Genomic DNA, 19,923 nt, shown 5'->3' on the forward strand with positions numbered 1-19,923 from the left:
ATGCTCGATTCCAAACTGTTACGTACCCAACTTCAGGACGTAGCGGATCGCCTGGCTTCCCGGGGTTTCACACTGGACGTGGCCCGCATCGAAGCGCTGGAAACCCAGCGCAAGACGGTGCAGACCCGCACTGAGCAGCTGCAGGCCGAGCGTAACGCGCGTTCAAAATCCATCGGTCAGGCCAAACAGCGCGGTGAAGACATCGCGCCGCTGATGGCTGACATCGACCGCATGGCAGAAGAGCTGAGCACCGGCAAAAAAGAGCTGGACGCCATCCAGTCTGAACTCGACGCCATGCTGCTGAGCATGCCTAACCTGCCGCACGAATCGGTGCCGGTTGGCGCTGACGAAGAAGAGAACGTTGAAGTGCGCACTTGGGGCACGCCTGCAACCTTCGACTTCGAAGTCAAAGATCACGTGGCTTTGGGCGAAAAGTACGGCTGGCTGGATTTCGAAACCGCCGCCAAATTGTCTGGCGCCCGTTTCGCCTTGCTGCGCGGCCCGATTGCCCGCCTGCATCGCGCGCTGGCGCAATTCATGATCACGCTGCACATCAACGAGCACGGCTACGAAGAGGCCTATACCCCTTATCTGGTTCAAGCGCCTGCGCTGCAAGGTACCGGGCAACTGCCGAAATTCGAAGAAGACCTGTTCAAGATTTCCCGCGAAGGCGAAGCGGATCTGTACCTGATTCCGACGGCTGAAGTGTCGCTGACCAATATCGTGGCCGGTGAAATTCTCGACGCCAAGCTGCTGCCGATGAAGTTCGTCGCTCACACCCCGTGTTTCCGAAGCGAAGCAGGCGCGTCGGGTCGCGATACACGCGGCATGATCCGTCAGCACCAGTTCGACAAGGTCGAGATGGTGCAGATCGTCGAGCCCGACAAATCCATGGAAGCGCTGGAAGGCCTGACCGGTAATGCCGAGCGCGTCCTGCAGTTGCTCGAATTGCCGTATCGCGTGCTGGCATTGTGCACCGGCGACATGGGTTTCAGCGCAGTGAAAACTTATGACCTGGAAGTGTGGATTCCAAGCCAGGACAAGTTCCGCGAGATTTCCTCGTGCTCCAACTGTGGTGACTTCCAGGCGCGTCGCATGCAGGCGCGCTGGCGCAACCCGGAAACCGGCAAGCCTGAGCTGGTTCACACGCTCAACGGCTCCGGGCTGGCGGTGGGTCGTACGCTGGTGGCAGTGCTGGAAAACTACCAGCAGGCTGATGGCTCGATCCGTGTGCCTGAGGTGCTCAAGCCTTGGATGGGCGGCATTGAGGTCATCGGTTAAATGGAATTTCTGCCGCTGTTCCACAAACTTCGCGGCAGCCATGTGCTGGTCGTCGGCGGTGGCGAGATTGCCTTGCGCAAATCCCGCCTGCTGGCTGACTCCGGCGCAGTCCTGAAGGTCGTCGCACCGGAAATTGGTACGGAACTGCGGGAGCTGATCCACAGCAGTGGCGGTGAGCAAGTATTGCGCGGGTATGCCGAGTCCGACCTTGACGGCTGCGTCTTGGTGATTGCGGCCACTGACGACGAGACGCTCAATGCGCAGGTTTCTCACGATGCCCGCAAGCGTTGTGTCCCGGTCAATGTCGTGGATGCGCCTGCGCTGTGCAGCGTGATTTTCCCGGCGATCGTCGATCGTTCGCCATTGGTGATCGCGGTCTCCAGCGGCGGCGATGCCCCGGTACTGGCGCGGTTGATTCGCGCCAAGATCGAAACCTGGATCCCTCCGACTTACGGGCATCTGGCCGGTTTGGCAGCGCGTTTCAGGCACCAGATCAAAAACCTGTTTCCCAATGTCCAGCAGCGTCGGGCGTTCTGGGAAGACGTGTTTCAGGGGCCCATTGCCGATCGGCAACTGGCCGGGCAGGGCGCTGAAGCCGAGCGCCTGTTGCAGGCCAAAATTGACGGAGAGGCGCCCAGTGAAGCTGGCGAGGTTTATCTGGTCGGCGCAGGGCCAGGTGATCCGGATCTGCTGACCTTCAAGGCGCTGCGCCTGATGCAACAGGCCGATGTGGTGCTGTATGACCGGCTCGTGGCGCCAGCGATTCTCGAATTGTGCCGTCGCGATGCTGACCGGGTATACGTCGGCAAGCAGCGCGCCGATCACGCGTTGCCGCAGGATCAAATCAATCAGCAATTGGTGACACTGGCCAAACAGGGCAAGCGTGTTCTGCGATTGAAAGGCGGCGATCCGTTCATTTTCGGACGCGGCGGCGAAGAGATCGAAGAACTAGCGGCCCATGGCATTCCGTTTCAGGTGGTGCCAGGTATTACGGCCGCCAGCGGTTGCGCGGCGTATGCGGGTATTCCGCTGACTCATCGCGACTATGCGCAGTCCGTCAGGTTCGTGACCGGCCATTTGAAAAACAACACTACCGATTTGCCGTGGAGCGACCTGGTATCCCCCGGGCAAACGCTGGTCTTTTACATGGGTCTGATTGGCTTGCCGATCATCTGTGACGAGCTGATCAAGCACGGCCGCTCGGCAGACACGCCGGCTGCGTTGATTCAGCAGGGTACGACGGTTAATCAGCGAGTGTTTACCGGAACGTTGGCCAACCTGCCGCAACTGGTGGCGGAGCATGAAGTGCATGCGCCGACGCTAGTGATCGTGGGAGAAGTGGTCATGCTGCGTGAGAAACTGGCCTGGTTCGAAGGGGCTCAGGCCAGCGTTTGATTGCTTTTTAGTCTGTAGGAGCCAACTTGTTGGCGAGACTGCTCTGGCGGTGAGCCATGAGACCGCTTCGCGAACAAGTTCGCTCCTACAGGGTTACGCGTTTCGCCAAATGCTTTGGCCACTCAACCGCTCGCGGTCATGGGGCGTATTCAAATCCTGCTTCGGCCCTTTCGGCACGATGCCTGTCGGATTGATGGTGCTGTGGCTGGCGTAGTAGTGATGCTTGATGTGGTAGAAATCGACCGTCTCGGCCACACCCGGCCATTGATACAGCTCACGCAACCAGTTGCTCAGGTTTGGATAGTCCACGATTCGGCGCTGATTGCACTTGAAGTGGCCGTGATACACCGCATCGAACCGCACAATCGTCGTAAACAGCCGGATGTCCGCTTCAGTCAGATATTCCCCGGTCAGATAGCGCTTTTCCCCCAGTATTGTTTCCAGCGCATCTAGTTCGGCAAACACTTCATCGAAAGCCTGCTCATAGGCACCTTGGGAAGTGGCGAAGCCTGCGCGATAAACACCGTTGTTCACCGCGGGATAAATGCGATCGTTCAACTCGTTGATCGACGAATGCAATGCGTCCGGGTACAGATCCAGCTCGTTGCCGGTCAGGTCGTCAAACGCTGAGTTGAACATGCGGATGATTTCCGCCGATTCGTTGCTGACGATACGCTGGAGTTTTTTGTCCCAAAGCACCGGCACTGTGACGCGCCCGGTGTAGTTCGGGGTGTCGGCCAGGTAGCGCTGGTAGAAAAATTCGTGACCGTCGAGAGCGTCGCCGCTGGAGCCTTTTTCGGTGTCGAAGGTCCAGCCGTTTTCACGCATCAGCCAGCTGACCACAGAGACGTCGATCAGGTTTTCCAGGCCTTTGAGCTTGCGATAGATCAGCGTTCGGTGCGCCCATGGGCAGGCGAGCGAGACGTACAAGTGGTAGCGCCCGGACTCAGCCTTGAAGCCACCTTCGCCCGATGGGCCGGGTCTGCCATCGGCGGTGACCCAGTTGCGGCGTTGCGCCTGCTCGCGCTGAAACGCCCCGTCTTTGCTGCTTTCGTACCACTGGTCTTGCCAGCGTCCTTCAACGAGCAGGCCCATGTCTGACTCCAAAGTTTGTGTACTTACGCACGTTGGAGAGCAGTTTAAGGGCAATCGTTCGAACGAATAGCGCAAAGGATCGGCGCTAATGATCGGTTAAATAGATGGGTTGCGGTTCAGCCAGAACTGTTCGGCTTTTACAAACGCCTCGTCGCGGCTCAAGCCCAAGCCTTTGAGCGCTAATGCCATGGTGGAAATCAGCGCCAGTTGCGGGTAGCTGTCCTGCACCTCACCTTTCCAGAGCGCGACCAGATGCGCAGGATCGAGGGTCGCCGGTTTGACATGGCGTCGATCCGACAGTGCTGGCCATTCCTCATCCCACGGGTGGCCGTCAGTGGTGCCGTACAGATGGCTGATGGTGTCTGGATTGATCTCGACTTCGCCGCCGTCACCCTTCACCACAATCGCGTGGTCCCCTAACAGGCCACTGGCATCGCGATGAACCGCCTGATAACCCGGATGGAAAATACTCTGCAGGCCGCAGCGTGCGCCCAGCGGGTTGAGGATTCGGGCCAGTGAGTGGATTGGCGAACGCAGCCCCAGGGTATTTCGCAGATCAATCATGCGCTGAAGCTGCGGCGCCCAGTCCACCAGCGGGATGAAGGCCAGATTTTGTCGCTCAAGCGCGTCGCCCACCTCTTGCCAGTTACGGCACAGCGGGATGCCCAGCAGGTCGAGCAATTGCTCGCTATAGAGGCGACCTGCGGTGTGGGCGCCGCCGCCATGCATCAGGACCCGCACACCGTTTTGCGACAGGCATTTGGCGGCCAGCAAGTACCACGGCAAATGACGCTTTTTACCGGCATAGGTCGGCCAGTCGATGTCCACCGCAAGCGCCGGGGCGTCGAGACGTTCGCGTACGGCTTCGGTGAAACCGGCCAGTTCCTCGGCGCTTTCTTCCTTATGACGCAAAAGCATCAGGAACGCGCCCAATTGCGTGTCTTCGACCTTTTCGTCGAGCACCATGCCCATCGCTTCGCGGGCCTCCTCGCGAGTCATGTTGCGAGCACCGCGTTTGCCTTTGCCAAGGATTCGCACAAAAGGAGCAAACGGGTGTTCGGCGGGCGTTTCGGTAACAAGAGCGGTGGGGATGTTCATAGGCAATTGGTCGGCTTGGGCAGGCCCGCCAGCTTGGCGGCGAGTTTGGCGGGAGTGCCGTTGAACAGGCGATTGAGGTGCAGGCTATTGCCCTTTTCGGTGCCGAGTTTCAGCGCGGTGTATTTGACCAGCGGGCGAGTGGCGGGGGACAGTTGGAACTCGGCGTAGAACGCGCGCAGCAACTCAAGGATCTCCCAATGCTCGGCGGTCAGGATAATGTCTTCTTCGAGGGCCAGTGACTCGGCGACAGGTTTGGACCAGTCGTGAAGGTCCTCAAGATACCCGTCCTTGTCCAGCGCGATGGTGCGACCGTCGACGATGAGCTTTTTCATAGCCAGGTGTTGACCATGTCGTACTGGATCGACAGCGCAACGAAGGCCGGGTAATCAACGGTTTTTACCCAATGTGGGACCGGAATGCTGCGTGCGTTGATGTCTTCGTCGAGGGCAAACAGCGTGAATTCAGCGACCCGGGCTTCAAGCGCTTTGAAGGGGACGCTCGATTCGGTCAGGGCATAGGTGGCATCGCCACACAGCAAGATGGCGTCTTCGGTTCCGATCAGGCGCAGGCACGTGCTCAGACGGGTGTCGGCGAAAGGTGAGTGAGACAGAACGTGTAAGGTCGACATCAGATCGTGATCACCTGGTCATAGCGGTCCATGAGCGCGCCCAACTCTTTGTCGTATACCAGGGTCAGCGGCTCGACGTTCAATTCATCGGGCAGTATGCCTCGCTCTCCGAGGCTGGTACCGCAGGCGTAGACGTCTTCAACGCCAAACATCGCCAGCGCCTTCAGGTTCGCAATCAGGTCTTTCTGCTGAAGCTGACTGGCGTCTTGCCGGGACGAAAGCTGAAATACGCCATCGTCGAGAAACAGCATGCCGATCGGCAAATCGAATGCGCCGCCCGCTAACGCAATATCCAGAGCCTCACGGGCACTCAGGCCCGACCATGGCGCCTGGCGGCTGACGATCAAGAGAGATTTGGCCATTTCAGGGCCCTCCGAAGCAGATCAGTCGATCAGCCGATTGCACCGCATCGTGCAACTGGCCCAAACCCGACAACTCCCATGCCGCTGGCAAATTTGCCGCAGGTCGGCTATAGCGCTGGGCTTCCTCTTCATTAAGTACCCCACGGCGCAGGGCGGCAGCGATGCAGACCACGCCGTCGAGTTGATGCTCGGACACGAACGCTCGCCATTGGGCAGCAATGTCCTGTTCGTCCTGAGGCGCCACCACGTTGGCCGACGCGCTGTATACGCCGTCCTGATAAAAGAACAACCGCACGATTTCATGCCCGCTCGCCAGAACTGCCTGAGCGTACAGCAGCGCTCGGCGCGAGGAGGGCGCGTGAGCGGCGGAATATAGGGCGATGGCGAACTTCATGATCGGCTCTGTCGGCGGGTGGGCATGGCTATAGGCGCAATGATAAAGAATTCACGATCCCTAGACAGCAAAAAGCCCGCCGAAGCGGGCTTTTTGTTGATACGCGGTCAGTGATCAGTCGTCGCGGCTCATGATGCCAAAGATCTGCAGTAGGCTGATGAACAGGTTGTAGATCGACACATACAGGCTGATCGTTGCCATGATGTAGTTACGTTCGCCACCCTGAATGATCGCGCTGGTCTGGAACAGAATCGCTGCCGAGGAGAACAGCACGAAACCTGCGCTGATCGCCAGTTGCAGGCCGCTGATCTGGAAGAACAGGCTAACCAGAACCGCACCCATCAAGACGAAGAAGCCAGCGGTGATGAAGCCGCCCAAAAAGCTCATGTCCTTACGGGTGATCAGCACGTAGGCCGACAGACCACCGAATACCAACGCGGTCATGGCAAATGCCGAGCTGACCACTTCAGCGCCGCCCTGCATACCTAAGTAGCGGTTGAGGATCGGGCCAAGGATGAAGCCCATGAAACCGGTGAGGGCGAAGGTCGAAACAATGCCCCAGGCCGAGTCACGGAGTTTGTTGGTGAGGAAAAACAGACCGTAGAAACCGATCAGCACCACGAAAACGTTGGGGTAACGAACGTTCATCTGCTGAGCGACGAAAGCCATGACACCACTGAAAACCAGGGTCAGGGCCAGAAGACCGTAAGTGTTGCGCAGGACGCGGCTAACCTCTAGCTGCTCGACCTGCACGCTGTTGTTGACTGCGTAATCCTGTTCGCGCATGGCGCTACTCCTGGTGGTTGAAATGTGAAGTTGCAAAGATCATAACAGAGCGCTTGCCATGGGGTAGTCGCAGAGTTTGACAGCGTGTTTCATTCGGGTATTATGGCGCCCGCAACGCACTGGCCTACTTGGTCAGTAGCACGGGGAATTGGCAGAGTGGTTGAATGCACCGGTCTTGAAAACCGGCGAACGTTAATAGCGTTTCTAGGGTTCGAATCCCTAGTTCCCCGCCAAACACAGTGAAAAAGCCTCGCATTTGCGGGGCTTTTTCGTTTCTGTGATTAGGTCTTCCACGCCCACATGCCTGTAGACGCGTTTGGTGATCTCCGCATTGCGAACTCTCAGTCGGAATTTTTGCCTGGGTGGAAACATTCATAGGGGTCACTCTGGACTCCATTGATCCCCAGGCGCTGTCCGTAGGCCTTACGCATCCGGGTTTGATAATTCATGATTCTGATGACAGTGCTAAAGCCATAGCACAAGCGCAGGCACTGTATGTGGCATGGACGCGCTGGACTTTGATAGATGCCAGAGGGCTCGGTCAAAAGCGTATTCTCTCCGACCCTTATGTCATCAGACGTGCAGTCGAGTTCATCGCCGTAACGCGTCGAATACCTGAACGGCGCTGGTCAGGTGCTCGTTTTTCCCAGCTAAGGGCCGCACCCCTGACCCGGTAAAAGCAGTCGCTGATTAGTGGGTTGCTATGGGGGCTCGCGCAAAGCAGTCCGCAGCTTCAAGGCCTCCAGCATTAGGCGTGAGCCTGGCGAGGGGATTTCCGGGCGGAGAATATATGGTTATCTCGTGGCCGTTATTGCTAGCTTCGATCTCGATCCGGGATCCGTCCTCAAAATAAAAAGCCTGCTCCGAATATTTCCCAGCCATCTGGTGATAATACGGAGGTGCGCTTAAACAGCTGCGCAACCTGCCATCTCTAAAAACTTCAACCAATAATGTTCCGCCAGGTAGAGGGCCTGCCCATAGGGTAGCTAAGGTTTGCGGGGGCTGTGCAGCTTTGACCGACTGGTAATCCACTAACGATAGACCACGTTTAGTCGCGCAACCGGATGTCAAAATCCCTGCACTGACCACTCCAAGTACAATCGCAGCTCTGATTGAGCAGCTAAGCCCCGACATAAATGCCTTAATTTTTATGTTTCGTGAAATGGTCGCAGCAAGGCAACCAATCAACATGTAGTACCGGATGAGGTTAAAAGCAAGGAGGAGGACGGGAAATGCCTTGACTACAATGGACAACCGGCGCTTAAGGTCAAGGATGATCGCTATAGCCTGGCCCGCTTCCGACAGGATGTTGGAATGGCATTGATGAGAAAAACGACCCGCTTCGGCGGGTTTTTTTGATGGTAAAAGGATGGCCTGTGCTAGTGATCGAGCAGGCGACGCACGTTACTCTGCGGCACAGGTATTTCTGGTGGAAGCGCTGAAGGGGCGCAATACGTAAATGCCGTCTGCCCTGCGTTTCGGTGCAGCAAAAACCGTTTGTCGCTTTCGATGGTCATGAGCCCTTTTTCAGTGATGACGGGGCCGTAGCCGACGCCCGTATCCACGCACTGTTGTGAGTAAGCGAAGAGCTTGCTTTGGTGAGACTCGACGATCATGTGGCAGTCGTGAGTATGTGCTCCGCTTAAACCTTCGCCGTCATAGCTCAGCAGTCCTGCATTCGCAGGATCAGCGCATGTCTGAGATTCGTCGATATAAATGCCGACCCTGATCGGCAGCACCGAGCCGATCTCAGCTTGGCCTTGCGGCGGTGAGCCACAACCAGTGAAGGCCATTGTGAGCGCGATCCAGAAGGTTTTGAGTAAGGTTTTAAAAGTTGTCATTTGAAAGCCAACTCACGCATGAAGATCTCCGCTGTTTTCGGCCCAATTCCGTCAAACTCTTGCAACCGTCTTGTTAAGTCCTTTGAATCGAGACTGCGCTGAACAAGCCTGGAAACCTGACCGTCGTAGTGGTCGATGAGCTTGCGGCACAGTGCCGTCAATCGCGTTGCAGTGGATTCGTCATATCTGACGTAGTGGCCCTCGCCGAGCATGATTACGAGTTGTCGATGGCTGCAAGCCGCCATCTTTTCAACGCTGTTGATTTTGTGAGCCTCGACGATGGCGCGGTAAGCGGACACTGCAACGTCCTGTTGTATGCGTTTGCCACAGAGAAAGCTTACGATGAGCCAGCAAAACAAGTCCTCTTCATCACCGGTACTTGGATTGAGATTCAGGCTTGCCGCAGTGATTGGGATTTTTTCCATGATCGCAACATTGCCCGCGCTGGTTGGATGGCTCCGGAAGTGGATGAGCGTTATCCCAGATGCGGCATCAACGCTCTTACGAATCTCGAACAGCCCGGATTTGTGAGTAGCCTCACGCCAACTCGCACAGTCATACCGTCGAAGCTTTTGCGTGGGGTGGTTTTTCGCCCTTTTTTTGTACTCAGCATTTGGCGCATTCCACCTTGGCCAGCAGCGTTTCGAGTTCTGCCAGCGCAAGCGGCTTGCTGAACAGATACCCCTGACCGTGATCGCAGCCCTGTTCCTTGAGCAGCGCCCATTGCTCCTTCGTTTCCACGCCCTCGGCAATCACTTGAAGATTAAGGCTGTGTGCCAGCTCAATGATCGTTCGCGTAATGGCGGCGTCTTGAGGGTTGCTCGTCACTTCGCGGACGAAGGCGATATCGATTTTCAGTTTATCGATGGGAAATCTGCGCAAGTAGGCAAGGCTGGAGTATCCGGTACCGAAATCATCGATGGAGATTTTCACCCCGAGCGTGCGCAGGCGCTGCAGGCTGGCAATGGTGTGGGCGGTGTTATCCATCAACGAGCTTTCTGTCAGCTCTAGTTCGAGCCAGCGCGCCTCGATCCCACTGTCTTTGAGCGCCAGGCTGATGTCGCCAATCAGGTCGCCCTGGATGATTTGCTGACCCGACACGTTCACCGCGACCTGCAACTGCGGGTGGCCTGTACGATGCCAAAGGGAAATCTGCTCGCACACCGTCGTAATCACCCATCGTCCAACACGTGAGATCAGCCCCATGCTTTCAAGCATGGGCACAAACACGGCTGGCGATACGTGGGGCAGACCGACCCTTGGCCAGCGCAGCAGTGCTTCCAGCCCACACACCTGACCGTCGCTCAATCTGAATTTGGGTTGATAGACCAACTGAAATGCCTGGTCCTGCACGGCCTGGCGCAAGGCACTTTCCATTTCTACCCGCGCCAGGGCATCGGCGTTCATCTGTGCGGTATAGAACCGGTACGTGTTTCGGCCGACCTGCTTGGCGCGACTCATCGCGGTGTTGGCGTACTGGGTCAGGGTATGGGCGTTGTCCCCGTCATCGGGGTAAAGAGCAATCCCCATGCTCGCTGTCATCGACGTTTCATGGCCGCTGAGTTTGTACGGGCTTTGCAGCACATCGCTTATACGTTCGATCATCTGCTGCGTGCCCGCCTGACCGTCGCGCACCATCAGGATCATTGCGAACTCGTCACCGTCCATTCGACCCAGTGTGTCGCTGACGTTGAGACAGTTGCCCAATCGTTGACTCAGCTCGAGCAGCATCTGGTCACTGATCAAATGGCCCCAGGTCTCGTTGACCATTTTGAAATCGTCCAGGTCCACCGTGACAACAGCCAGTTGCCAGCCGCTGATGGCCGCCTGGGTCAGGCCCATTTGCAGCGTGGTGTAGAACAGATTGCGATTGGGCAGGCCGGTGAGGGTGTCGTAGTGCGCCATTTTCAGCAGGCGCTGGTCAGCCTCCTTGCGGTGGGTGATGTCTCGCACGATACCGACGATGATCCAGTCATTGCCCGTCTTGTAGGCCTGCCGATATATCTCTACCGGCACATGACTGCCGTCCTTGCAGCGGATACGGCCTTCAACCGGTTCGCTGGGACCGTTGCCGGCGATGATCTGGTCGTACAGCACCTCAAGTTCGGGGATCGAGGCATCGCTCAGTTCTGCAGGGCTCAGACGCAGCAGTTCCTCAGGCGTGTAGCCCATGACGGTGCACGCGGTCCGGTTGAATTCGATCAGTTCCATGGTGGTGCGACTGATCAGGAAGATTGAGGCGTCCGAGGCATCCATTGCCGAGCGGAAGCGTTCCAGATCGATTGTTCGCTGTTGCAGCTGTTCCTCAATGATCAGACTGCGGCTTTTGAGGTAGTCGCCAAAGGCCTTGAGCCGCAACAGATTGCGCACCCGCAGGCACAGCTCGCCGGTCTCCACCGGTTTGCTGAGAAATTCTTCAGCGCCGGCCTCAAGTCCCTGCACCCGCGCGCTGTGGTCGTCCAGTGCGGTCAACATGATGATCGGAATGTTCGCCGTCATCTTGTTCGCCTTCAGCCGGCGCGCTACTTCGTAGCCGTCCATGCCTGGCATCATCACGTCCAGCAAGATGAGGTCGGGCGGGTTCTTGTCGATCATTGCCAGCGCCTGGGCGCCGGAGCGGGCGGCGAGGGTTCGATAGCCTTCCTTGTTCAATACCAGTCGCAGCAGCTTCTGGACATGAAGTTCGTCATCGATGATCAACAGTGTAGCGGCGGTTTCTGGCATAGCGTGGACTCAGGCAAGGGGCTGCGAGGGCAGTGTTTTTTCCAGCAAAGCGTCGATCACCCGATACAACTCCTGGTAGCGCAGTGGCTTGACGATGTACGCGTCGCAGCCCGCCAGGCGGGTTTTTTCTTCGTCTTCTTTCATCGCCATTGCCGTGAGCGCGATCACGGGAATCGTCGCCGTACGCACGTCCTGTTTCAGCAGCGAAGTGGCGGCCAGCCCGTCCATGCCGGGAAGCTGAATGTCCATCAGGATCAACTGGGGTTGGCGTTCGCGGGCAAGCGCCAGGCCGGTTTCGGCGTCGGTCGCGCTCAGTACGCCATGTCCGGCGTTGCTCAGTAACAAGCATGCCAGGCGCATGTTGGCCGCGTTGTCTTCGATGATCAGGATGTCGGCCACGGCGCCTCCTTGCCTGCCGGACGCAATGGCAGCCAGGCGACAAAACGCGCGCCAAAGCCTTTTCGGCTCGACACCGCGACGCTGCCGCCGTGCAGTTCGGTCAATTGCTTGACCAGTGCCAGGCCCAGGCCCGTGCCATCAAATTTGCGTGCCAGGCTGCTGTCGATCTGGCTGAAGGCCTTGAACAACTTGCTCATGTCCTCCTCGTCGATCCCGATGCCGTCATCGCTGACGCTCAATTCGAGAAACTGCGAGTAATCGCTATGCGGGACTTGAAAGCTATGCACGGGCCAGTCGCCTGCGATGCGTCCTACCTGATCTCGCGGCACGGGGCGCACGGCCAGTGTCACAGATCCGCCTTGCTGGCTGAACTTCACCGCGTTGGACAGCAGGTTGTAGACGATCTGCTTGGTCTTGCGCAGATCGAGCTCCAGCTCGCCAAAGTCCGTGTCGGTTTCCAGCTTCAGTTGCAGGCGCTGTCCGGCAGCTTTTTCGCGAACGATCAGCAAGCTGTTGCTCAACAGGCTTGCCAGCTCCACGGGTTCAAGTTCCAGCGCCATCATCCCCGCTTCGACCTTGGACAGATCCAGGATGTCATTGATCAGCGACAGCAAATGCTGGCCGCTGGTGAAGATGTCGGTAATGTATTCGCGCTGGGTGTCGCTGAGCGGTCCGACCATCCCGTCCTTGAGCACCTCGGAAAAACCGATCACCGCGTTGAGCGGCGTGCGCAGCTCATGGGACATGGTGGCCAGAAACTCGGACTTCATGTTGCTGGCGCGTTCCAGTTCGATGTTTTTCTCTTCCAGGGTGCGCTCGAAACGTTTGCGTTCGGTGACATCCCGCGCGGACGCAAATACGCCTTGCAGCTTGCGATCTCGGTCGTGAAAGGTCGCCGCGTTATAGGAAACCACGGTTTCAGTGCCATCGTAGGCGCGGGCGGTGAGTTCGTAATCACTGACCTTGTTCTCGCTAAGCACCCGTTTGATGGCAGCGTCCGCACGCGCAGGATCGGTAAAAAAGTTTTTGCACGGCGCGCCGATCAGCTCGTCACGGGTGCGACCGGTCAGCGCCATCATCTGTTTGTTGACGTCGGAGATGATCCCTTGCGGGTCAGTCATCATCAGCGCGTCGATGTTCGATTCGATCAGCGAGCGGGTATAGAACTGCTGATCGCGCAGCCGTTGATCGAGCAGGGCCTGCGCGGCTTCTTCCTGTTTGCGGGCGGTGTTATCGGTGCCAATCAACAGGTAGCCGATGATGGTTTCGGCACTGTCGCGCAGGGATGTCACCGACACCATGGCAGAGAGGCGGCTGCCGTCTTTGCGGATGTAGGTCAGCTCATAAATGTCTTCGATGCCGCGCGACGCTTTGAACACCAGCGCCTCAAAGCCCGGCGTGATAGGCGTGTTGAGCTCCAGACTGAGGGCTGCAGCGCGGGTAATCAGCTCGGCGGGGTCGGAAATGTCCGCTGGGGTAACTCGGTTCACCACATCTTCGGACAAGTAGCCGAGCATGTGTTCAGCACCCACGTTGAAGATCTGGATGACGCCTTTTTCGTCGGTGGCAATGCTGGAAAAGTAGGCGCTGTTAAAAATCGCGTCCTGCAAGGCACCGGTTTTGAGCAGGGTTTGCTCACGTCGGAACTCGACGAGCTTCTCGGCGCGAGACTGGGATTGGGCAGGAGGAACGACGGTGGGCTGGTTGTCCATTGCTCGGATTACCGATGACTCGCAACGCTTGTTGCGATGAGTGGAGTAGCCGCAGCTTCACGGGTAACCGTAGGAAGTAGATCGAACTGAATGGACCATACCAGACTAATGCAAATGAATGGCAATGAGCCACAACCGACTATCGAGAAAAGACAGGGGCTGCGCATTAGCTGATGTTTGTTTACGTTGAATTTTTTTTCAAAAAAAGGCGGCAAAAACCTCGCCGCCATCCTCGAAGATCATCCATTTGGATGTGCGCAAAGTGCTTCGCGCTTTAGCTGTCAGCCAGCTGCTCCTCATATTCCTTGACGTAATCCCCTGCCAGCGATTCTTTTTGCTTGTCGTCCAGTAGCTTGCCGGCCATCTGGAAGAACTTCTGCTCTTCTTCCTTGAGATGGTGATGCACCTTCTCGGACAGCTTCTTGGCAGTGGCCAGCCACGCAGGGCTGGACATCTCGGTTTCGTCCAGTTCCTCCATCATCTCGTCCATTTCATGATGTTCCGAGATGGCATGGCGGCTCAGATCAACGCCATTGTCATATTGCATCAGCGGTATATAGAAGAAGCGCTCTTCAGCGGTCTCGTGTGCCTGCAGTTCGGCTTTCAACTGTTTATAGGCATCGACACGCTCGGCGCTGTCGCCGTGGGTCTGGATGAGGGCGTCGGCATAACCGCGCTGCCGCTCATGGCTTTCTCGCAATGCTTCGAAAATGTTCAACGGCAATCCTCCTGATGGCCTTCTGGACTAGAAGTGCTAAAAGCTAGACATCTGCGGCAGACGCAGGGTTCCAAATCGAATTAATCGGTCAAATAGAAGCTGCCGGGTTCAACCGTCATGGCGATGGCCCGTAAGCTCGTACGACGATAGAATCGCCGCTTTTGCCGAGCATCCAACCCCCTTTGGGGCTCTGCCTCGGTTATATCCCCGAGGCAGTGATGGCAGATTTCAGCGGCAAGTTCACTCAGGGCCCGGTGGCACGCCACATTCTGGTGATGACCAGTACCAGCGCCCTCAGCCTGCTCGCGGTTTTTCTGGTGGACATCCTGACGCTCGTCTACGTCGCCATGCTCCACGATCCCTTGCTACTGGCCGCCGTAGGCATCGCCAAAGTGCTGATCTTCGCCAACGGCGCAATTGCAGGAGGCCTGATCATCGCTGCCGCGTCGGTGCTGTCGGCGCGTATCGCCAAACGTGCTTCAGCCGGGTTTGCACGCCTGACCTTCAGTCTGATTCTGATGACCCTGTTGATATCGGGCGTGACCGCTGCCCTCCAATTGGCGCTGGTTTCTCCCATTACTCACTGGCTCGGGGCCGATGCCAGCCTCTATCCCATCGTGCGAGGTTTCCTCTGGCTGACGTTGCCCTTTGCTGTGTTGCAATCAGCGATGCAAATGTGCGCCCAGATTCTCAGAACGACCGGAGACAGTCGTCGCGCTATGTGGGTTGTGCTTTCGGGCGCGGCAACGCTGGCAGTCGCTGACCCCTTGTTGATTTTTGTGTTTGATCTGGGGCTAAAGGGGGCAGGGCTCGCCTATGCGGTGTCGGCAGTCGTTTCGGCGGCGCTGGGTATTTTTTGGGTGCGTCAGCGGATTGGTTTGCGATTGTCCCTGCGCGTCAGGCTTGTGCGACAGCATGCCCGGGTCACCTTCAAAATAGCCTTGCCTGCCATTGTCGGTAACCTGGCAACTCCGGTGGGGCTAGCGTACCTGTTTTCAGTGCTGGCAACTTACGGCGCCTCGACGCTCGCCGCGATGGCTGTCGTAGATCGGTTCATGCAATTTTCGTATTGCGCATTTTTTGCTCTGCCAAGTGCCCTGGCACCTGTGTTGGGACAGAATATCGGCGCTGGTCTTGAAAGCCGCGTCCTGGCTGCCGTCGTCTTTACGCGGCGGCTCGTAGTCGTTTATGGTCTGGCCGTCTGGGCGTTGCTGGCGCTGTCGAGCGGCTTGATCGCCGACCTTTATGACCTCCAGGGGCAGGGCCGGGCCTTCTTCCTCGCCTTTTGCTACGTAGGTGGCGGACTCTGGGCGATCATCGGGCTGGATTTCGTCGCGATGTCGGTGTTCGTCACAATGGGCCGCCCATGGCTTGTTGCAATGTTCGCCTGGCTTCGAGCAACGGTCGGCACGCTGCCGTTCGTGTATCTGGGCACCCACCTGTTCGGCGGCAGCGCAGCACTTGCGGGGATGTTTACCGGCAATGCGCTGATCGCGATAGTTTCAATCTTTACCGCATCCCTGACCGCCAAAAGGTTTTTCGCAAGCAGGATTGGACCTGCGTGAGTCGGGAGTCATCAAATCAACGTGCTACGGGTTTTTATGTCAGAGGATGAATCAGGGAGTGAATCAGGCCAGGTCGCACCCGCCAAGCGTCGCCGTGCGCCCAAAGGCGAAATGCGCAGGGCAGCGTTGCTGGACGCCGCGACCGTTATTTTCGCCAGGGACGGCTATTCCAGCGCTTCGATGCGGGATGTCGCGACGCTCGCTGGCATAGGCACGGTTGGACTGCTTCACCATTTCCCGAACAAGGTGGCTCTGCTCAATGCGTTGCTCGAACGCAGGGATCAACGGGTTACTTCACGGTTTCATGAGCTGACACTGGAGATGACCCTAGACGGGTTCCTCAAATTCCTGAAGTTGAGCATGGGCTTCAGCATTGAGAATGCGGCCGAGTGCCAGGCGTCGCTGGTCATGAACACTGAAAGTCTGTCCAGCGCTCATCCGGCGTGGGCTTGGTATCAGGAGAGGTTTCATCTTACGCACGCCCACGCACGTGGGCATTTGACGGCGCTGATCGAAATGGGGGAAATCCGCCCTGACGTGGACGTCATAGCGCTGGCTCAGGAGATTTTTTCGGTGATGGACGGCTTGCAGATTCAGTGGCTGCGCAGTCCTGAAGAAGTGGACGTCATGGCAGTCTTTGACGTCTATGTGCGCCGTTTGGGGAGGGACATTCAGGCTCGTCCTTGAGCCTGAAGGTTTTACGTCAGTAAGTCTGTGCGGCGTTGACTTGCACGGCTTGCTGCAACGGCTTGGGCAGGGGATTGCTGTCGCGGGTCGTCAGGTGCTCGGCAAACAGCGTCTGCAACGTACGATTGAGCGGCAGGTCTTCGGAATCCGGGCCCACGAGAATCTTGAATTTGCCAGCATCCACATCCCAACTGTCGGTCTTCTCGACGAAGTAGGCCAGCGAACGTGAGTCCACCGGGATGCTCACGGTTTTGCTCTCGCCGGGCTGCAGATACACCTTGGTGAAGCCCTTGAGTTCCTTTTCCGGACGATCAACGGCCGGGTTGACGGGTTTGACGTACAGTTGCGCTACTTCAAAGCCAGCCTTGTCACCGGTGTTGGTCACCTTGAACGTGACCGCGACGGTGCTGCCCGGTGCCAGGACATTGGTCGACAGCTTCAGGTCGTCATAGGCGAAAGTGGTGTAGGAAAGCCCGAATCCAAACGGATACAGCGGCTTGGTGTGCTTCTTGTCATACCCTCGATAACCCAGGTAAATGCCCTCGCTGTAGTTCATTTCGGTAAGCGCGTTATCGCCACGATAGGCTGCCGGGCTCGGGTATGAAGCGTAGCTAGGGTTGTCTTCAATCTTCTTGTCGATGGTGATCGGCAGCTTGCCCGACGGGTTGACCTTGCCGAACAGAATCTCGGCAAGTGCCTGACCGCCTTGCTGACCCGGATACCACGCTTGCAGAGTCGCTCCCACTTTGTTCGCCCACGGCTGCATGTCTGCAACGCCGCCACCGTGCATCACAACGATGGTGTTGGGGTTGGCCTTGGTGGCGTAGCTGATCAGTTCAGCCTGTTGGTCAGGCAGCTCGAAACCGTGGTCAGAACCTTCGCCCTCGTTTTCATAGTTCGTGCCGGTTGCAATCACGACCGCGTCGTACGTCGACAGATCCTTAGGTGGACGCAATGCCGCCCAACTCATCTGCACGCCAGCGATACCACCCAGTGCCGGTGTGAAATTGCCTTGCACGCGCTGGTACTCAAGCTTGACGGTGTACGCCTTGCCTGCGGTCAGTGCAGCGGTTTTGCCGGAGGTCGTCATGGCGTTGACCACGTCGGCCGAGTACGGAACGCCGTCGCTCTGCACCACCAGTTCGTCGTTAACCCACAGTTTGTAAGGGCCGTCGGCGCGAACCTTGAACACCTGGGCCCCGGAGATCGTGGGCTTGATGGTGGCGGTAAATCGCGCGGAAAACGCACCCGCCGTCGGGCTGAAACCGGACACCGCGGTGCTGCCGGCGTCGGTCACGTTGGTGCCGGTTGTCCAGTTCAGGTTCACGCCGGGCTCGACACGCGTCAGCGCCGGATCACCCGAGAAGCTGGTGTTGGCGAAGTACTCGGCCTTGACGCCGGAGTTGCTCACGTCGTTCTTGCCGGTCGCAGGCTGATACCACGCGCTGGATTGCGGGTTCAGGCTCATCGCCGAGAGGAAAGTCACGTTCGCGCTGCTGGAAGCCAATTGCTGCAAGCCGCTCAGCTCGGTCACGTAACTGTTGGGAGGCGAGTTGGCGGTACCGAAAGGTGAGGCGGGGGCCTCCTTCGCCCAGTCGCCAATGACGGCGATCTTTGCTGATTTGGCAAGGGGCAGCAGAGGTTTGCCAGCGGTGGTGTTTTCGTTTCGCAGCAAAACGATGGCTTCGCGAGCGGTGTTGAGGGCGGCACGCATGCCGTACTCGGGATGATCAAGGGTCTTGGCGGTGTTGAGGTTTTCCTGGAAATCGTAGCTGACCACCGCACGCAGGTTGCGCTTGACCTTGTCGTCGATGACGTTCTGCGTCAGTTGCCCGCTCCACACGTAGGGCAAAAGATTGGCTTCGGTGAATTGCAGCCCCGACGGCATGTCGATGTCGGTGCCTGCCCACGCGCCTTTGAAGGCATCGTGAATGGCGTTGAAGTCGCTGATTACTGTGCCTTGATAGCCCCATTCACCTTTGAGCACCTCGGTGATCAGGTGATGGTTTTCACAGGCGTAGTCGCCATTAACCTTGTTGAAACCGCACATGATCGACGCCACGTTCGCGTTCTTGACCATAGACTCGAAGCCCGGCAGATAGAGCTCGCGCAAGGTGCGTTCATCGGCCACAACGTTCACGGCCTGACGGTTGGCTTCCTGCTCATTGGCCAGGAAATGCTTGCCGCTGGCCTGAATACCTTGCGCCTGAATGCCGTTGACGATGGCTGGAGCGAGCACGGCGCCGAGGAAGGGATCTTCGCCGCTGACGTACTCTGCAGAGCGTCCGTTGTAAGGCGTGCGGTACAGATTGACGCCGGGGGAGAGCATCTGTTGCCCGCCGGAAATACGCGTTTCATAAGCGATCGCCAGCCCGAATTCCTTGGCGCGATTAATGCTCCAGGTCGCCGCAAGTGCCGGCTGGGAGGGGTACTGTGCGCCAAACGTGGCGTTGTTGACGTGTACGCCCATGGAGGAGTCATACGCGGTGGTGCCTTTGATGCCCCACTTGAGCAGAGACGGGATCATGTGGCCGTCGTTCACTCGGGTGAAGTTGATCTTCTCGGACTGGTTCATGTTGTCGAGAATGGAGCTGACGCGGGCTTCGACGTCGTTGCCAGTGGCGGGCGTTACCGCAGCGAGCGCCAGATTGGCCTGCACGATGCTGAAGGTCAGCAGGCTCAAGCCCAAGGTGTTTCTGAAGGCTGACAAGGTAGGTTTCCTGTTGGCGGATAGGTTCGGCGATTGGATGCGGGCAGGGGTCATGGTCGATTTACCTGAGCAGGAGCGTCGCCGGTGTCCACCGGTGTATCCAGCAGGCTGGACGCACCTTTTTGCGCGGATGTTCCGAGCGTTGCGGCACCAGACAATTGGTCGCGTTTGGCCTCGATCTCCTGCCGAACTTGTTGCGACGAAGTGGCAGCATTCGCGGCGGAAGTTGAGTCCGCGGCGAGGGCCGGTAAACATTGCGCGCATAAAAGTACTGCGCCTAATACAGGCGGCATGAATCGCATCATCGATACTGTCTCGATCAGAGGGAGATATTTATTGGTCAGCCATTGCAGGTTGAATCCTGCAATCGGTCCGAGGTTAAGTCTGGATCATTGCTTAAAAGTTCAATGGCTACAAATGCGCTCAAATAACGCGCGTCTATTTTGGTGAAAAGGTTGTCCCTAGACGACGTTTTGTCTGGTGGCGGAAAGCCTTATGTTTGGGTTTAATGTCTTTTATTACCAGGAA

19 protein-coding genes and 1 tRNA gene are annotated in these 19,923 nt (G+C 57.6%); 5 read left to right on the plus strand and 15 right to left on the minus strand.

Annotated elements, in window-relative coordinates; genetic code table 11:
* Both serS and cysG read left to right on the plus strand, forming a co-directional pair.
* The gene (gene serS, locus ACWKV9_RS24765) at positions 1-1,281 is read left to right on the plus strand and encodes a serine--tRNA ligase (protein ID WP_483838739.1); all 1,281 of its coding nucleotides are present in this window, start codon (positions 1-3) and stop codon (positions 1,279-1,281) included.
* Positions 1,282-2,676 (plus strand): siroheme synthase CysG, encoded by a 1,395-nt coding sequence (gene cysG, locus ACWKV9_RS24770; protein WP_483838740.1) that lies wholly within the window; start codon positions 1,282-1,284, stop codon positions 2,674-2,676.
* A 93-nt stretch (positions 2,677-2,769) separates the two neighbouring features.
* On the opposite strand, the gene ACWKV9_RS24775 is transcribed toward cysG, so the two are convergent.
* The 7 genes from ACWKV9_RS24775 to ACWKV9_RS24805 all read right to left on the minus strand — a co-directional run bounded on the left by ACWKV9_RS24775 (position 2,770) and on the right by ACWKV9_RS24805 (position 7,039).
* A complete protein-coding gene (locus ACWKV9_RS24775) occupies positions 2,770-3,771 on the minus strand; it encodes a glutathione S-transferase family protein (RefSeq protein ID WP_483838741.1) in 1,002 nt (333 codons plus the stop codon).
* A 96-nt stretch (positions 3,772-3,867) separates the two neighbouring features.
* Positions 3,868-4,869 carry a glycosyl transferase family protein gene (locus ACWKV9_RS24780; protein WP_483838742.1) on the minus strand — a complete coding sequence of 334 codons (1,002 nt, stop codon included), beginning with the start codon at positions 4,867-4,869 and terminating at the stop codon, positions 3,868-3,870.
* Positions 4,866-5,201: a TusE/DsrC/DsvC family sulfur relay protein gene (locus tag ACWKV9_RS24785; RefSeq protein ID WP_483838743.1), complete on the minus strand. Its 336-nt coding sequence runs from the start codon at positions 5,199-5,201 to the stop codon at positions 4,866-4,868. The genes ACWKV9_RS24780 and ACWKV9_RS24785 overlap by 4 nt, the downstream gene beginning before the upstream one ends.
* A complete protein-coding gene (gene tusB, locus ACWKV9_RS24790; protein WP_483838744.1) occupies positions 5,198-5,497 on the minus strand; it encodes a sulfurtransferase complex subunit TusB in 300 nt (99 codons plus the stop codon). Before tusB ends, ACWKV9_RS24785 begins: the two co-directional genes overlap by 4 nt.
* Positions 5,497-5,859: a sulfurtransferase complex subunit TusC gene (gene tusC, locus ACWKV9_RS24795; protein WP_483838745.1), complete on the minus strand. Its 363-nt coding sequence runs from the start codon at positions 5,857-5,859 to the stop codon at positions 5,497-5,499. Before tusC ends, tusB begins: the two co-directional genes overlap by 1 nt.
* 1 nt (position 5,860) lies before the next feature.
* On the minus strand, positions 5,861-6,253 hold the full coding sequence (gene tusD, locus ACWKV9_RS24800) for a sulfurtransferase complex subunit TusD (RefSeq protein WP_483838746.1): 393 nt from the start codon (positions 6,251-6,253) through the stop codon (positions 5,861-5,863).
* 114 nt (positions 6,254-6,367) lie between these two features.
* Complete coding sequence (locus ACWKV9_RS24805; RefSeq protein ID WP_483838747.1) at positions 6,368-7,039, minus strand: Bax inhibitor-1/YccA family protein; 672 nt, start codon at positions 7,037-7,039, stop codon at positions 6,368-6,370.
* Between the two features lie 142 nt (positions 7,040-7,181).
* Here ACWKV9_RS24805 and ACWKV9_RS24810 point away from each other — a divergent pair.
* Positions 7,182-7,272 (plus strand) — tRNA-Ser (locus tag ACWKV9_RS24810).
* A gap of 1,146 nt (positions 7,273-8,418) precedes the next feature.
* Here ACWKV9_RS24810 and ACWKV9_RS24815 read toward each other — a convergent pair.
* The 6 genes from ACWKV9_RS24815 to ACWKV9_RS24840 all read right to left on the minus strand — a co-directional run bounded on the left by ACWKV9_RS24815 (position 8,419) and on the right by ACWKV9_RS24840 (position 14,433).
* Complete coding sequence (locus ACWKV9_RS24815) at positions 8,419-8,880, minus strand: hypothetical protein (RefSeq protein WP_483838748.1); 462 nt, start codon at positions 8,878-8,880, stop codon at positions 8,419-8,421.
* The gene (locus ACWKV9_RS24820; RefSeq protein ID WP_483838749.1) at positions 8,877-9,305 is read right to left on the minus strand and encodes an HhH-GDP family DNA glycosylase; all 429 of its coding nucleotides are present in this window, start codon (positions 9,303-9,305) and stop codon (positions 8,877-8,879) included. Before ACWKV9_RS24820 ends, ACWKV9_RS24815 begins: the two co-directional genes overlap by 4 nt.
* A 181-nt stretch (positions 9,306-9,486) precedes the next feature.
* Complete coding sequence (locus ACWKV9_RS24825) at positions 9,487-11,604, minus strand: putative bifunctional diguanylate cyclase/phosphodiesterase (protein WP_483838750.1); 2,118 nt, start codon at positions 11,602-11,604, stop codon at positions 9,487-9,489.
* A 9-nt stretch (positions 11,605-11,613) separates the two neighbouring features.
* Positions 11,614-12,003: a response regulator gene (locus tag ACWKV9_RS24830; RefSeq protein ID WP_483838751.1), complete on the minus strand. Its 390-nt coding sequence runs from the start codon at positions 12,001-12,003 to the stop codon at positions 11,614-11,616.
* On the minus strand, positions 11,988-13,715 hold the full coding sequence (locus ACWKV9_RS24835) for a PAS domain-containing sensor histidine kinase (RefSeq protein ID WP_483838752.1): 1,728 nt from the start codon (positions 13,713-13,715) through the stop codon (positions 11,988-11,990). The genes ACWKV9_RS24830 and ACWKV9_RS24835 overlap by 16 nt, the downstream gene beginning before the upstream one ends.
* Positions 13,716-13,989: 274 nt before the next feature.
* Complete coding sequence (locus ACWKV9_RS24840) at positions 13,990-14,433, minus strand: hemerythrin domain-containing protein (protein ID WP_483838753.1); 444 nt, start codon at positions 14,431-14,433, stop codon at positions 13,990-13,992.
* A gap of 218 nt (positions 14,434-14,651) precedes the next feature.
* Here ACWKV9_RS24840 and ACWKV9_RS24845 point away from each other — a divergent pair, with 218 nt between their 5' ends.
* Positions 14,652-15,998: an MATE family efflux transporter gene (locus ACWKV9_RS24845; protein ID WP_483838754.1), complete on the plus strand. Its 1,347-nt coding sequence runs from the start codon at positions 14,652-14,654 to the stop codon at positions 15,996-15,998.
* A gap of 36 nt (positions 15,999-16,034) precedes the next feature.
* Positions 16,035-16,685: a TetR/AcrR family transcriptional regulator gene (locus ACWKV9_RS24850; RefSeq protein ID WP_483838755.1), complete on the plus strand. Its 651-nt coding sequence runs from the start codon at positions 16,035-16,037 to the stop codon at positions 16,683-16,685.
* A 16-nt stretch (positions 16,686-16,701) separates the two neighbouring features.
* On the opposite strand, the gene ACWKV9_RS24855 is transcribed toward ACWKV9_RS24850, so the two are convergent.
* Positions 16,702-19,449 carry a beta-glucosidase gene (locus tag ACWKV9_RS24855; RefSeq protein ID WP_483838756.1) on the minus strand — a complete coding sequence of 916 codons (2,748 nt, stop codon included), beginning with the start codon at positions 19,447-19,449 and terminating at the stop codon, positions 16,702-16,704.
* On the minus strand, positions 19,446-19,688 hold the full coding sequence (locus ACWKV9_RS24860) for a hypothetical protein (RefSeq protein ID WP_483838816.1): 243 nt from the start codon (positions 19,686-19,688) through the stop codon (positions 19,446-19,448). Before ACWKV9_RS24860 ends, ACWKV9_RS24855 begins: the two co-directional genes overlap by 4 nt.
* Positions 19,689-19,923: the final 235 nt, after the last annotated feature.

The organism is Pseudomonas corni (assembly GCF_057128765.1).